The sequence below is a fragment of the Alteromonas sp. ABH4_457 genome (assembly GCF_056160625.1).
Genome location: NZ_JBSWXN010000001.1, coordinates 202243 through 216904 on the forward strand (window position 1 = coordinate 202243; position 14662 = coordinate 216904).

At 49.5% G+C, this 14662-nt stretch carries 14 protein-coding genes; 5 read left to right on the forward strand and 9 right to left on the reverse strand.

Annotated features, from left to right (window positions below; genetic code table 11):
• Position 1 precedes the first annotated feature (1 nt).
• The 4 genes from glnG to glnA all read right to left on the reverse strand — a co-directional run bounded on the left by glnG (position 2) and on the right by glnA (position 4643).
• Positions 2-1417, reverse strand: coding sequence for a nitrogen regulation protein NR(I) (gene glnG, locus ACXAGR_RS00790; protein ID WP_303572767.1), 1416 nt, complete (start codon positions 1415-1417; stop codon positions 2-4).
• Entirely contained in the window at positions 1410-2495 is a 1086-nt protein-coding gene (gene glnL / locus ACXAGR_RS00795) for a nitrogen regulation protein NR(II) (protein ID WP_474843166.1), read from the reverse strand. The genes glnG and glnL overlap by 8 nt, the downstream gene beginning before the upstream one ends.
• Before the next feature lie 127 nt (positions 2496-2622).
• Positions 2623-3132 carry a DUF4124 domain-containing protein gene (locus ACXAGR_RS00800; protein ID WP_474843164.1) on the reverse strand — a complete coding sequence of 170 codons (510 nt, stop codon included), beginning with the start codon at positions 3130-3132 and terminating at the stop codon, positions 2623-2625.
• Between the two features lie 101 nt (positions 3133-3233).
• A complete protein-coding gene (gene glnA / locus ACXAGR_RS00805) occupies positions 3234-4643 on the reverse strand; it encodes a glutamate--ammonia ligase (protein ID WP_474843162.1) in 1410 nt (469 codons plus the stop codon).
• Positions 4644-5210: 567 nt separating this feature from the next.
• Between glnA and typA the strand changes: the two genes are divergently transcribed.
• The 3 genes from typA to ACXAGR_RS00820 all read left to right on the forward strand — a co-directional run bounded on the left by typA (position 5211) and on the right by ACXAGR_RS00820 (position 8842).
• Entirely contained in the window at positions 5211-7034 is a 1824-nt protein-coding gene (gene typA / locus ACXAGR_RS00810) for a translational GTPase TypA (RefSeq protein WP_119502306.1), read from the forward strand.
• Between the two features lie 194 nt (positions 7035-7228).
• Positions 7229-7603 (forward strand): response regulator, encoded by a 375-nt coding sequence (locus ACXAGR_RS00815; protein WP_474843159.1) that lies wholly within the window; start codon positions 7229-7231, stop codon positions 7601-7603.
• Positions 7604-7702: 99 nt separating this feature from the next.
• On the forward strand, positions 7703-8842 hold the full coding sequence (locus ACXAGR_RS00820; RefSeq protein WP_474843157.1) for a MalY/PatB family protein: 1140 nt from the start codon (positions 7703-7705) through the stop codon (positions 8840-8842).
• Positions 8843-8871: 29 nt separating this feature from the next.
• On the opposite strand, the gene ACXAGR_RS00825 is transcribed toward ACXAGR_RS00820, so the two are convergent.
• Complete coding sequence (locus ACXAGR_RS00825; protein WP_474847537.1) at positions 8872-10068, reverse strand: Nramp family divalent metal transporter; 1197 nt, start codon at positions 10066-10068, stop codon at positions 8872-8874.
• An 82-nt stretch (positions 10069-10150) separates the two neighbouring features.
• Here ACXAGR_RS00825 and ACXAGR_RS00830 point away from each other — a divergent pair, with 82 nt between their 5' ends.
• Positions 10151-10807: a UPF0149 family protein gene (locus ACXAGR_RS00830; RefSeq protein WP_474847539.1), complete on the forward strand. Its 657-nt coding sequence runs from the start codon at positions 10151-10153 to the stop codon at positions 10805-10807.
• A 23-nt stretch (positions 10808-10830) separates the two neighbouring features.
• Here ACXAGR_RS00830 and ACXAGR_RS00835 read toward each other — a convergent pair whose 3' ends face one another.
• The 3 genes from ACXAGR_RS00835 to ACXAGR_RS00845 form a co-directional block, all read right to left on the reverse strand.
• Positions 10831-11049 carry a hypothetical protein gene (locus tag ACXAGR_RS00835; protein WP_474843152.1) on the reverse strand — a complete coding sequence of 73 codons (219 nt, stop codon included), beginning with the start codon at positions 11047-11049 and terminating at the stop codon, positions 10831-10833.
• 75 nt (positions 11050-11124) lie between these two features.
• Entirely contained in the window at positions 11125-11550 is a 426-nt protein-coding gene (gene hemJ / locus ACXAGR_RS00840) for a protoporphyrinogen oxidase HemJ (protein ID WP_119502300.1), read from the reverse strand.
• Between the two features lie 12 nt (positions 11551-11562).
• On the reverse strand, positions 11563-13239 hold the full coding sequence (locus ACXAGR_RS00845; RefSeq protein ID WP_474847541.1) for a chloride channel protein: 1677 nt from the start codon (positions 13237-13239) through the stop codon (positions 11563-11565).
• Between the two features lie 106 nt (positions 13240-13345).
• Between ACXAGR_RS00845 and ACXAGR_RS00850 the strand changes: the two genes are divergently transcribed.
• Positions 13346-14089 (forward strand): DUF6776 family protein, encoded by a 744-nt coding sequence (locus ACXAGR_RS00850; RefSeq protein WP_474847543.1) that lies wholly within the window; start codon positions 13346-13348, stop codon positions 14087-14089.
• Positions 14090-14098: 9 nt separating this feature from the next.
• On the opposite strand, the gene ACXAGR_RS00855 is transcribed toward ACXAGR_RS00850, so the two are convergent.
• Positions 14099-14629 carry a CC0125/CC1285 family lipoprotein gene (locus ACXAGR_RS00855; RefSeq protein WP_474847545.1) on the reverse strand — a complete coding sequence of 177 codons (531 nt, stop codon included), beginning with the start codon at positions 14627-14629 and terminating at the stop codon, positions 14099-14101.
• Between the last annotated feature and the right edge of the window lie 33 nt (positions 14630-14662).

Here is a 14662-nt window from a genome sequence, read left to right on the forward strand (position 1 = left end):
TTCAGCCGTTCACATCCAGCTCTTTAAGTTTACGGGTCAGCGTGTTCCGACCCCAGCCAAGACGCTTGGCGGCATCCTGTTTGTGGCCATGAGTGTAACTGAGTGCACGTTCCAGCATGATTTTCTCAAACGTGAGCATGGCGTCATTCAGGATATTGTAATGTCCTTCACGAAGCTGAGTGTCGGTCCATCTCGCCAGTAACTCGGGCCAGTCGCCGGTAGCGGTACCGCCACTTTTCTCAATAGTTCCCTCTGAGTGGATTTCCGGCGGTAGATCGCCGGGTAAAACTTCCTGTCCGCTTGCCATAACGGTAAGCCAGCGGCACACGTTTTCCAACTGACGTACGTTACCCGGCCAGGGCAGGCGGGTCATCAGCTTCTCTGCATCTTTACTCAGCGACTTGGTCTCTACATCCAGCTCCTTCGCAGCACGGCGCAGGAAGTGTCTTGCCAGCAGAGGAATATCTTCACGGCGCTCTGCCAGCGACGGAATGTGGATACGGATAACGTTCAGGCGGTGAAATAAATCCTCACGGAACTTACCTTCTGCCACCCGTTTTTCCAGATTCTGGTGGGTTGCAGCAATGATCCGCACATCAACAGTCACTGACTGATGTCCGCCGACGCGATAAAATTGTCCGTCAGCCAGTACCCGTAACAAACGGGTCTGAACGTCCAGCGGCATATCACCAATTTCGTCAAGGAAAAGGGTACCGCCGTTTGCCTGCTCAAAACGGCCCTGACGGGCAGTTTGTGCGCCGGTAAAGGCGCCTTTTTCGTGACCGAAAAGTTCTGATTCCACGAGGTCTGCCGGGATGGCTGCCATATTCAGTGCAATGAACGGATTGGCCGCACGGGGGCTGTGACGGTGCAGGGCATGAGCAACCAGCTCTTTACCTGTACCGGACTGACCATTAATCAGCACGCTGATGGAGGAGCGGGACAACCGGCCGATGGCACGGAAAACTTCCTGCATGGCCGGCGCTTCACCGATAATTTCAGTAACCGCTTCATCCTGAGGTACCTGATTTTGCCGGCTCTGTTCCCGTGCATGGGCCAGCGCCCGCTGCACCAGCGTAACGGCTTCGTCGATATCAAAGGGTTTTGGCAGGTATTCAAACGCACCACTCTGGTAGGCATTTACAGCACTGTCTAAATCAGAATGCGCGGTCATGATGATGACCGGAATGAGCGGGTCAGTATTATGTACTTCCCCCAGCAGTGTCATGCCGTCCATCTGAGGCATACGGATATCTGAAACGATAACCTCAGGGCGCTGACCACTTTGTAATTGCAGTAAAAGATCTTCAGGATTCTCAAAACTCAAACACCCGATATTGGCTGCCTGTAATGCCTTTTGCAGAACCCAGCGGATTGAGCTGTCGTCATCTACAATCCATACGGATTCATTATTCATTATCCGACTCCTTTCTGGGGACAGGGAGATATAGCGTAAATTCGGTGTGGCCCGGATGGCTGTCTACCTCAATTTTTCCGCCGTGGTGATTTATTAATGTTTGTGCAATAGACAGGCCCAGCCCGCTTCCGTTCTGCTTGCTGCTGACCATGGGATAAAAAAGGGTGTCTCTGATTGCGGCGGGGATACCCGGTCCGTTATCAATGATCTGGATTTTGGCCACCAGAGAGTGCCGCTTACCCAAAATGGTCATTTGTCTGTCTATACGGGTAACAAGCCGTATTTGCGGTGATGGTGTTTTCGCTTCTGTGAGCGCTTGAACACTGTTTCTTAAAATGTTCAGCACCGATTGCTGAATCATGTCCTGGTCTACTTTCAGATCCGGAATACTCGGGTCGTAATCGCGGATGATAGTGATTGGGTTATCTGAGTCGACCCTCATCAGGCTGCGCACTTTCTCAAGCGCCTGATGGAGATTACTCCACTCAAGCCTTGGCAGCGCGTTGGGTCCGAGCAAACGGTCAACCAGGTTTCGCAGCCGGTCTGATTGCTCGATGATCATCTGCGTGAATTCATTATGGTCGGGATTTGTCAGCTCTTTTTCCAGCAACTGGGCAGCACCGCGAATTCCCCCTAAGGGATTTTTAATTTCATGGGCGAGGCCGCGGATCAGTTCTCTGGCGGCATCGTGCTGGGCATTTTGCTGATTTTCTCTGGAGATGCGGCGTTGCTGGTCGATACGGCGCACCTCAAACATCAGTTTAGGGCCGTCATCGGTATTCAGGTTAGTGACAGTGAGATCAGACAATACACAACGCCCGTCTTTGAAGCACAGACGTAAATCGTTTTCAGTAAAGTCTTCGCCATGACGAATTGCCGCCCGCAAACGGGCATCATTGATGGCGTTCGGCACAAAAAAGTCCGATAGCTTGTGTCCGGAGAGCTGCTTCACCCCAGTTTCGAACAACGCTTCCCCTGCGTGATTGGCATAAACGATTTGCAATCGTTCGTTGACCATTACCAACGCTGTGTTCAGGTTGTTCAATAAATGGTTTGTTTCAAACTCGGTGGCTTGCATGCCGAGCATTCCTCATTTGCACTTTTATAGTGCATTATAGTTTAACGCGTTCAAACGGTGTTGATTGCACCAAAATAAAATTTTCTGATGAACCCGCATGGTGCGCTGGCTGCGCCACCAAAGAACGCTAATTGTTATTGATAAACACTGATGCCTGATGCAAATAAAGTGTTTGCTGAGGAGATGATGCAAGAGTCTTGCCCTTATTATCAATTATGTCTATATGATAAGTGTGGGCGCCACGGTCAATGCCGGCGAGGTTAAACTTACCGCTACTGTTGATGCGGGTTGGCTGGCCGTCGAAAGTAAGGCGGTAACGGCCACGGAAGGCCGGGGTGGTAGCGGCTGTTATAGAAAACTGACCGTTGTTATTGCGGATTGTGGCTTCCGGTTCCGGAGAGGAAATGGATACTTTATAGTTGGGCTGTTTGTCGCGGGATTGCGTCTGTTGCGTGGCTTTGATGTCGGGGCTGTCTGCAACATTACTGGTATTGGCTTCGAACTCAAGGGTCTCTGCGCCGTCCTGTGGCACGTCTGTATACAGAACGGTACCGTCTTCTTTCACGACTTTATAAATTGTTTGTGACTGTACTGAAGGCACGAATAAAGCGGTGACAAGCAAAATGCGAAGTATCATCGGACACCATTTTCACAACGAAAGAATTCTCAGTCTAGCAAAAGCCGGGGCGAAAAAAAGCCCGCAGATGCGGGCTTTTTCAAATCAAATCAGCGAATGGCTTATACGCTGTAGTACATGTCGAACTCAACAGGGTGAGTAGACATGTTCAGAGTCGTTACTTCTTCAGACTTCAGACCGATGTATGCATCGATCATGTCATCAGTCATAACGCCACCGGCTTTCAGGAAGTCACGGTCGTTGTCCAGCGCTTCCAGAGCCATTTCCAGTGAGCTGGCAACAGTTGGGATTTCTGCTGCTTCTTCTGGTGGTAAGTCGTACAGGTCTTTATCCATAGAGTCACCAGGGTGAATCTTGTTGATGATACCGTCGATACCCGCCATTAACATAGCAGTGAAGCCCAGGTAAGGGTTACCAGTCGGGTCAGGGAAACGTACTTCGATACGACGCGCTTTATCGCTTGTTACGTAAGGAATACGGATTGACGCAGAACGGTTACGTGCAGAGTAAGCCAGCATAACCGGTGCTTCAAAGCCTGGTACCAGACGCTTGTACGAGTTAGTAGAAGCGTTAGTGAATGCGTTGATTGCACGGGCGTGCTTGATGATACCGCCGATGTAGTACAGCGCTTCTTCAGACATACCAGCGTACTTGTCGCCTGCGAAGATGTTTTTGCCATCTTTAGCGATAGACTGGTGAACGTGCATACCAGAACCGTTGTCACCAACCAGAGGCTTAGGCATGAATGTCGCAGACTGACCGTATGCATTTGCAACGTTGTGTACAACATACTTATAGATTTGAACTTCGTCAGCTTTCTTAACCAGCGTGTTGAAAGCACAAGCGATTTCGTTCTGACCAGCAGTTGCTACTTCGTGGTGGTGAGCTTCAACGACCAGACCCATTTCTTCCATAACCAGACACATTGCGCCACGGATGTCGTGTGCTGAGTCTACTGGTGGAACCGGGAAGTAACCGCCTTTTACGCCAGGACGGTGAGCAAGGTTACCGCCTTCGAATTCTGCACCGGAGTTCCATTTTGCTTCAGAAGAATCGATCTTGAAGAAAGAACCCGCCATGTCAGTGTGGAATTTCACATCGTCAAACAGGAAGAATTCTGGCTCTGGACCGAAGAAAGCAGTGTCACCGATACCAGTAGACTTCAGGAACTCTTCTGCACGACGTGCAACAGAGCGAGGGTCACGGTCGTAGCCTTCCAGGGTAGACGGCTCAACGATGTCACAACGGATGTTTACCTGAGTTTCTTCTGCGAACGGGTCAACAACGCAAGATGCTGCGTCTGGCATCAGGATCATGTCTGATTCGTTGATGTGTTTCCAACCAGAAATTGAAGAACCATCAAACATCTTACCTTCTTCAAAGAACTCGTCATCGACCAGACCTGCAGGGATCGATACGTGTTGCTCCTTACCTTTAGTGTCGGTAAAGCGTAAGTCTACAAATTTAGCTTCGCTTTCTTTGATCAGCTCTAATGCCTTTTCTATTGACATCGTGTCCTCCGGATTTATTAGAATAAACGTGGAATGAACAATTTCACTCCAAAATAATTGAGAATCATTAAAGCTATTTTCATGCCACTTACATGAAGACGGTAAAACGCGGCTTAGCAGGCAGTAGCACAAAAATCCACAAACGCAAATGCACTATAATGGTGCGGTGAAGCTCTATTTTGGTGCGCAAGGGTGTTTTGATTCATCGGGTTCTATCGGACTGCTGAACATTATTAAGCCGTGATTTATCCGTACCGGAATGATTCGAACCGGAGCAGAAGAATAAAGGCTGTGACAATGCAGAAATTGCAGTATATGAAGATAAGAACTGATGCTTAGACTAGAACAAAGCAAACCCGGATACTAGTAGGATCATTGATAAAACATTGGAATAAATTAGATCCGCACACAATCCAGAAAAGTGTCACAAAGAAAAATAAAAAAAGATGCGCAAAGCGAAAGGAATTTCTGTACAATCCGCGCACATTTTACTATTCCGTTTTAGCAATCAAATCTGCCTGATGTTTTTCTTACATCTGCAACGCTGATTTCCAAGGCTTTGACCCAATGACCACTGATATTAATAAATTACGCAATATCGCGATTATCGCGCACGTTGACCATGGTAAAACGACTCTGGTTGACAAACTGTTACAGCAATCCGGTACGCTGGAAAGCCGTGGCGAAGCCCAGGAACGGGTAATGGACTCTAACGACATCGAGAAAGAGCGTGGTATTACCATTCTGGCGAAAAACACCGCCATTAACTGGAATGACTACCGCATCAACATCGTAGACACCCCGGGACACGCCGACTTCGGTGGTGAGGTAGAGCGTGTAATGTCGATGGCTGACTGTGTACTGCTGCTGGTTGATGCGCAGGAAGGTCCTATGCCGCAAACCCGTTTCGTAACGCAAAAAGCGTTTGCTCAGGGTCTGAAGCCAATCGTAGTAATCAATAAAATTGACAAGCCGGGTGCACGTCCTGACTGGGTAATGGATCAGGTTTTTGACCTGTTCGATAACTTAGGTGCGACTGATGAGCAGTTAGACTTCCAGGTTATCTATGCATCAGCACTGAATGGCTGGGCATCAATGGATGCAGACACCAAAGGCGAAGACATGACGCCACTGTTCCAGTTAATCGTGGATCAGGTTGAAGCGCCAAATGCAGACCCTGCCGGTGCATTCCAGATGCAGATCTCTCAGCTGGACTACAACTCATATGTTGGCGTAATCGGTGTTGGTCGTGTTAAGCGCGGTAGCGTGAAGATGAACCAGCAGGTTACTGTTGTTGGTGCTGATGGTAAGAAGCGCAACGGTAAAGTGGGTCAGGTACTGGGTTACTTAGGTCTTGAGCGTCATGAAGTCGACTCTGCAAGCGCAGGTGACATCATCGCGATTACTGGTCTGGGCGAACTGAAAATTTCTGATACTGTGTGTGACGTTAATACAGTAGAAGCCTTGCCTCCGCTGACGGTTGACGAACCAACAGTAACCATGACGTTCCAGGTAAACACATCTCCGTTTGCCGGTAAAGAAGGTAAGTACGTGACTTCACGTAACATCCTTGAGCGTCTGCAGGACGAGCTGGTACATAACGTGGCACTGCGCGTTGAAGAAACCGCTGACCCGGATAAATTCCGCGTATCAGGCCGTGGTGAACTGCACTTAGGTATCCTGATTGAAAATATGCGTCGTGAAGGTTACGAGCTGGCGGTATCACGTCCGGAAGTAATCCTGAAAGAAGTTGACGGCGAGCTGCAGGAACCGTTTGAAACACTGACTATCGACTGTGAAGACGAGCACCAGGGTTCAATCATGGAACAGCTTGGTCTGCGTAAAGCAGAAATGCGTGACATGAACCCGGATGGCAAAGGCCGTATCCGTATGGACTTCATCATTCCAAGCCGTGGTCTGATTGGTTTCCAGACTGAGTTCATGACGCTGACTTCCGGTTCAGGTCTGTTGTACCACACGTTCGACCATTACGGTCCGCACAAAGGCGGTACTATCGGTAAGCGTAAGAATGGTGTACTGATTGCCAATGCAATGGGTAAAGCACTGACAAACGCCCTGTTTAACCTGCAGGAACGTGGTCGTCTGTTCATCGGACACGGTGTTGAAGTTTACGAAGGTATGATCATCGGTATTCACAGCCGTGACAATGACCTGACAGTAAACGCCCTGAAAGGTAAGCAACTGACAAACGTGCGTGCATCAGGTACTGATGAAGCGCAAACTCTGGTTCCACCTGTGAAGATGTCTCTTGAACAGGCGCTGGAATTTATCGATGACGATGAACTGGTAGAAGTTACGCCGGTAAGCATCCGTATTCGTAAGAAGCTGCTGACTGAAAACGACCGTAAACGTGCCGGTCGTGCGAAATAAGTACTGAGTATTTTTGAAAAAGCGTCCTGATGGACGCTTTTTTTTCGCCTGAAGTATTGTTTCAATCCCGGTGAATAAGACTTATTCTTCATGTTGCGCCGGAGCCGGCAATGTATGTGTGTACACTGAGTGCCGGAATGTCCGGAAAGAGAAATAGTTCAGAGCTGCTGTAGCATGCTGATAAGGAGTAAAGTGTGGCTGAATACACCATCGCAGTGATAGATGATGATACGATAACGTTAGACATTGTGACCTATGCACTGGAAGAGGAGCTGGGTGCCAATGTGTTTGCTTTCAGCCGGAGTGAAATGGCGCATGACTTTTTAGTCAACCAGCCGCAGGATAATTTGTCTTTGATCATCAGTGATCAGAACATGCCCCAATACGACGGTTTAACGTTGCTGAAAGCGTGCCGTGAAGCTGGGCTGAAAACCCCCTTCATCTTACTGACGGCTGATGCCACACGTGACACGGTAATCGCAGCGAAAAAAGGCGGGGCCACCCAGTTTCTTGCCAAACCGTTCACATCAGAAAACCTGGTGCAGAAAGTTAAGCAACTGGTGGATTGAAGCTGACCGTTAATCGTTGTAGTGTTACAGGCACAAAGATATGGCCCGCAGGGGCCTTCTCGCACTCTCTTTTAGCACTGCAACACAGGAAAATCTCACGTGCCTTTCAATTTCGACGATACGCCTTCCCGTCAGGATACCTATTCTTTTAAATGGCAAAAATACGCCGGTCAGGACATCATTCCGGCATGGGTTGCCGATATGGAATTCCGTTGCGCCCCCGCCATTCTGGATGCACTCTCTTCCAGTGTTGATCACGGCATCATGGGTTATGTATTGCCGGCGCAGTACAAGCCGGCTATTGAGGCTGTTCAGCGCTGGCTTGAAGACAAACACGACTGGGTTATTGATCCTGACTGGCTGGTATGGACGCCGGGCGTCGTGCCGGCATTTAACATTGCCATTAAAGCGTATTGTAAGCCCGGTGATAAAGTGATGGTGCAAACGCCCAATTATCCGCCGTTGCTGGCTGCGCCGAAAATTAACGGCATGGAGCGTGTCGATATCGGTACTGTTGACGTAGACGGCCGGCCCACACTGGATTTTGCTGAGCTGGAAACCCAGGCCGCGGATCCAAAGTGTAAGTTACTGATTCTGTGCAACCCGATGAATCCTGTGGGGAGTGTGCTGAGCCAGCAGGAGGTTGATCGTGTTGCTGAGATTTGCCTGCAAAACGACGTGAAATTGTGCAGTGATGAAATTCACTGCGATTTGATCCTCGATGAAACAGTAAAACACATTCCGGCAGGCAGAGTGGAAGCGCTGAAAGATGTCAGCGTTACCCTGATGGCTGCCAGTAAAACCTTCAACGTGGCCGGTCTGGGTGCTTCATTTGCGATTATCCCTGACCGTCAGCTGCGTCAGCAGTTCGTGCAGTCCGCAGCCGGTCACATGCCGTGGGTAAACCTGTTGGGGCTGGTGGCCACTGAAGCGGCCTTTACCCAATGTGATCAGTGGCACTCTGAATTGCTGACCTACCTGAAAGGTAACCAGGCAACACTGATTGAACAGGTGAATGCCATTGACGGTCTGAAAGTGCATCAGTCGCAGGCAACATTTCTGGCATGGATAGACGCAAGCGGGCTGGATGTGGCGAATGTGCAGAAATGGGCAGAAAGCCGGGGCGTGGGACCATCACCCGGCGCTGACTTCCTTGCGCCGGATCATTTCCGCATTAACTTTGGTTGCAGCCGTAACATGCTGAACAATGTGCTTGGCAGACTGGCAGGTAAAGCCTGATCAGTCAGCCGGCCGGCTGATATTGCGCCTCACAAAAACAGTGAGGCGACTTTATACAGCCCGAGACATACCACAAACAGCACGATTGCAGCACCGGTGAGGTTGCTGAACGTGCTGTTTCTGTATGTGGCTGGCAGTGATTGCCGGTTCATAACGGCTAATAAAAATACCGCAATAAAGGGCAGAAGCAGCCCGTTAGTGGCCTGAGCGAACAAGATGGCGAGTAATGGTTTAATGCCGATACTGGCGATAATCACGCCGCTCAGAATAACCACCAGCCACACACCTTTAAATAACCTGCCTGTCATATCCGCTGGTTTACCCAAAGCACCGCACACCGCGCAGGATGCTGCCAGAGGGGCGGTTATAGCGCTGGTGAGACCGGCAGCGAACAAACCGGCGGCAAAAAACCACTGTGCATAATCCCCGAGTACCGGCGCAAGCTGACGGCTCATATTACCGGCATCAAGAGACTCACTCTGTCCGTAAAACGCGGTCATTGCGGTGGCAACGATAATCATGGTAATAATGCCCCCGAACCCGATAGCAGTCACAGATTGCTTCCTGCAGGCCTTCAGAGCGGCATCGTCGTTTGTTTTCCCGTACTGCTGTGCCACAAGGCTGGCATGTAAGAACAGGTTGTACGGGACGATAGTGGTACCCACAAGAGCCAGTACCATGGTAATCGTGCCGGCATCAAGTTGCGGATGAAGAAGTTGACTGAGCATGGCAGACCAGTCCGGACCGGCAAAAAACAGGGTAATGACAAACACCAGCGCCATGATGGCAACCAGTGACACCAGCACTGACTCAATTAATTTATACTTTCCGGTGTACAACAACAGCGCTGCAAGTGCGCCCAGGATGACAGCCCATTGAGACGTACCTAACGGAGTAATGGCATCCAGGCCTATGGCTGCTCCGGTAAGGTTGCCGGATTCATAGGCCGCATTGCCAATACCGATGGCGGACACAATCAAAGCAGCAATGGTAATGCGTAAGGCTTTATTTTCTGTCAGTGTCATTAAGGCATCCGACAAACCTTTTCCGGTTCCTGTGCCCAGCCGCGCAGCCATATCCTGCAGTACCATAGTGGCTATTACAGAAAACAGGAGTGCCCAAGCAAGGTGAAAACCAAAACCTGCGCCGGCCATGCTGGCCGTTGTTACTGTTCCCGGACCAATAAAAGCCGCCGCAACAATATAGCCTGATTTGTCACTTGCCATACTGCGTACTCCATTTAAGTGTTATTGTTATAGTGCATGCAGCATAACGATTCTTCGTGGTTAATCAAAGTGTTCAGAATAAATGGAAAATAACAGCACGCCGTTTTCATCATTATTTGCAGAACCGGCTCTGGTGGCTTTGCTCCCGTCGCAATGCCATTGTCGCGGATTCATTTTCGCTGTGGCAACCAGTCCTGAAATTCCTATGCCCGAACAATGGATGCCCTGGCTGGTGGCGAATGCGCCAGTGGCGGCTTCTGATGTCTCGTTCGAACACATGGCAGAGGGCCTGATGGACGGTTTAAGGCAGGACTTGCAGGCGATGAGAAATAATACGTCGTTGCTGCCCGGAGTTTGTCAGTGGCATGACAATGCCGAAGAGCGCAAGGAGTTAACGGCATGGCTTACCGGTTTGCTCAGCGCCCATGGCAGGCTTGAACCGGTATGGCAAAAAGCATGGCAACTGGCAGTGGCAAACCCTGAGAAAGATAAAGGCGTGAAGGGGAATGAAGATCCTGCAAAGCGGCTGTCCCGCTGTCTTAAGTTATTTTCAACACTGGCGAATCCCGATCTCGCAATGGAAAGGCGTACAGATGAACAGGCAGCGGCTTTGCAGCAGCATCTTCCGCAACTGGCTGCACAGTTACCGGCGATGCTGAAAGAGTATGTTGATCTGGCAGGAGAACTGGCCGGTGTTTTACCTGATCAATTTGAAACTTTTGTGCAGATGAAAGAGTAGGGCGTCCGCCGGCTTGAAAAGCTTTACTTAAGTCGCTGGGCGAGATTGTGACGCATTGAGCTGATGTAACTGTTCAGTTCCACCCGCGCCGCTTCATAGGCGTCGTTTAGTTCGTCTGAATCCGGTTCTTTCAGAAGCGCCTGAAAAGCCTCATCGGTCTTTTCCAGTAAGGACTTCAAATGTTCGTTACTCACATCCATGTTTTGGTTTGCCTTGTCACGTTTCCGGAGAAAATTCGCCACAAAATTGCTTCCTTTAATTTTATGACAACGATATCGCTTAGGATAAAGCGGGTTAAACTGGCCTGCTAATGGTTTTTAGAACGGTTTAACGACAGCTAAGATCACAATTGCCAGTAAAAGTAATACGGGTGCTTCATTTAAAAAACGGTAAAACTTAGGCGACCGGGTATTTTCGTCGCGGGCAAATTGATTAACCAGTTTAAATAAATAGAAGTGATATGCATAAATGGCAAGTAAAAGCGTTAGTTTAACATGTAGCCACGCTGAAGCCCGGAACCAGGCCATGCCGTAAACGTAAATCAGGGACACACCGAATATAAGTGTTAATATGGCAAAAGGCGTGACAAAAAACCATAGCCTTCTTTCCATTATTTTAAATTGATCGCGAATATTTTGTTCTTTTGCTTCTGCATGATAAACAAACAGCCGCGGAAGATAAAAAATTCCCGCCAGCCAGGCGACCATAAAAAAGATGTGTAACGCTTTTAACCACAAAATCATAACCGGTTTCCGTTAATACTGTGCTCTTTGCAGGAAGGTTTGCAGAATGTTCCAGGTAATTACCCCTTTGACTTCCTGCACAGACTGGTCGTATACATACACCGCTCCGCTACGGCCGTTCTTCAGCTTTTCGTACACTTCGTGCAACGTGGCCTGACTGCTGACACCTTCCATACTGAAATAACTCAATGGGTGTGCATTATGGTCCAGACTGACATCGTATTGAACCAGTTTGTAATGCACATCCAGCTCTGTGCGGGATTTCTGTACCACCACGTAAGTGGGATTCTCAGACAGATAATTTTCGATAGCCTGTTCCGGCGCATCCAGAAACAGTTTGTATTCCGTGGTCATGGCTGCCAGCACACCGGTTTTTTCCAGTGCTTCGCGGATAGAGGTCACGGCATACGGCAGATTCTGATAATCGAGCTGACGGATAAAGATAGACCGGTTGCCTAAAAACTGGGTGGCCGTAACGTATGCCGGCACAATCACCAGCATGGCCGGCAGAATGATTTCCGGACTGTACGACAACTCCATCACCGCCGACAGTGCAGCGAGGGGGGCATGCAGTACTGCTGTAAGCATGCCGGCAACGCCGAGCAGGGCAAAGCTGCTGGTGTAGTCATCAACGTCTACCAGCGATTGCAGGGGCATTAACAGCACAGAGCCCGCCAGCATACCAATCACCATGACCGGCCCGATGATACCGCCCGGGACGCCCAGTCCGATGGCAAAAATCGCCAGGATCAGTTTGGCTGACAGAATCGACAGGAGTAGTAAGGTGCCAGGATGGGTGTGGAAAAGATGGTCCACATCATCAAAGCTGGCGCCTAAACTTTCCGGCAGGAAAATGCCGATGGTACCGGTGATAACCGCTGCAAGAATGAGTCGCCAGATCATATTAATCGGCCGGAAAAATTGCATTACCCGCATCAGTTGAGAATTAAATAAGGTTGCCAGCGCACCAAGAGCAATGCCAAGGAAAATGAAATAGAAATACATCCATTCATCAAAGGCGGCGATGGCGAGAAAGGATAACTCGTTCACTTCCCCGAACACCATACGGGTGAGCACCGAACCTATGGCTGCCGCCAGCATCACCGGTACGAAGATGTGAATTTTATATTCTCTGAGCACCACTTCCATTACAAAGATGACCGCGGCAAAAGGGGTGTTGAATGAAGCTGATATACCGGCTGCAATGCCGCAACCCGCCAGTATACGAATACTGTTATAGGGAAGACGTAACCACTGGCCAAGGAAGCTGCTGCCAAATGCACCAAGGTGTACCGAAGGCCCTTCACGGCCAACAACAAACCCGCCGGCCAGCGCCAGCATACCGCCGAAGAATTGATTAATTGTGGTTCGGAACGGGATCAGTCCGTAATGATGCTTAACACGGTGGATAACGAAAGGAATACCGAGGCGGTAATGTTTGAAACCCGTGATCCAGGCAATGATCAGGATGCAGGCCACTGCGCACAGCGGCATCAGAAACCACACCATCCATTCATCGGAAACCACTTGCTTTAACAACGTAAGCGCACTACCTTGCACCCATTCCACACATAACCGGAACAGGATTATCAGGCCGGCAGCAATGAGGCCTCCCACAATGCCCAGCATACACACCTGAACGGAGGTTCTGGGATGGGCTAGTTCCTGGCGAAGTGCTGAAAGTCGCATTAAAGTGGCTTATCCTTTTGCTGTGGCGTTATTCTATCATAAGTCACTGCTTTTCCTATCAAGTAGTGTGCCTGTTTGTTGGTTTAAAATTGAATAAAGAAGAACAATGAAGTTACCGTTACAACGCGCTGAATTAATCCAAAAATGGGGGCTGTACAGGTTTACCCTGGCCTGCGTGGCCGGTTTGTTGTTTATGCTGGTCACGGGTTATCAGCTGGCGCAGTTTCAGCAGCAAAACGAAGAAAAAGTCGCGCTGAGTGAAAAGCAGACCCGGCAATATCTGGAAGATGAAAACGCAGCGTTACGAAAACAGGTTGCTGCATTGCAGGTGGAAAGCGTAATGGCAGCCAGCTCGGTGTCATCGTACAAGAAGATGCTCGAAGCCAGAGAACAGCAGGGGCGTTCTTTGGAAGAACAGCTCAGCTTTTACCAGCGGGTGGTTGCTCCGGAAGTGACTCAGGACGGCTTTTTCATCGACGGGATCCAGGTGTCTCCCCTGGCCAGCGATAACCGTTACCGGATCAAGGCGGTGTTGCTTCAGCAAAATGAAAATAAAGCCATGCTGAAAGGTGAGCTTGCGGTACTCATTAAAGGGAGTCTGGGTGGAAAACCTCACGAAATTAAAGCCGGTGAGGGGGGATTTCTACCCAATGGAAACATCAAATGGGGATTTAAGTTTTTCCAGACCGTCGATGAGGAGTTCACGCTACCTGCTGGATTTATTCCTGAACAGATTGTGTTTTCCACTGAGGTATTTCAATGGAAAAGCAAACGGGGAGAGTATATCAACAGCGTAAACTGGATTGATGTATACGACTCCCCGCCAGAGGAGGGGAGTCTGGACAGTTAAACGTCAGGTTTATTCTGTTTCCAGTTGCATCAGCAGGTTGGTTTTTACCTGCTCAGCATTAAAGGTTTCGTTGTCTTCCGGCGCGGTGCCTTTACCCATCTTTATATTCAGCGTACTCTCAATTTGACTCTGCTCACGGCCGCCAATGAAAACTCCGGTGGAAACCATGGTCTGAGGCTGCCAGCTTGTCCGGCAGGTAAGTGCACCGCATTCAGTCACCCGGGCGTAGCGTTGTGAAAACATCGTCTCAGGACCCGTCGATACGGTTTCTTTATCCACGAGTGTTTCGCGCTCCGTTACCGTAAACCAGTCATATTGATTTTCCAGCGTAATTTCAGCAGCACGAAGCATGGCGTAATCCATGGCTCTGATTTTATCTGAGCCTCTGGCTTTGAAGTACACGCGGTATTGTGTATCGGTAAGTTTGGTTTCCGTATAACCGAAGCCGCCATTCGAGGCTTCGCGGTATGCAGGCTGGCTGGCACAGGCGGCCAGCGTAAGGGTAAGGGCAACAATTAGTAATGATGTAACTTTATTCATTAGTGTCTCCTGCGCCTGATTGTCAGGCTGTCA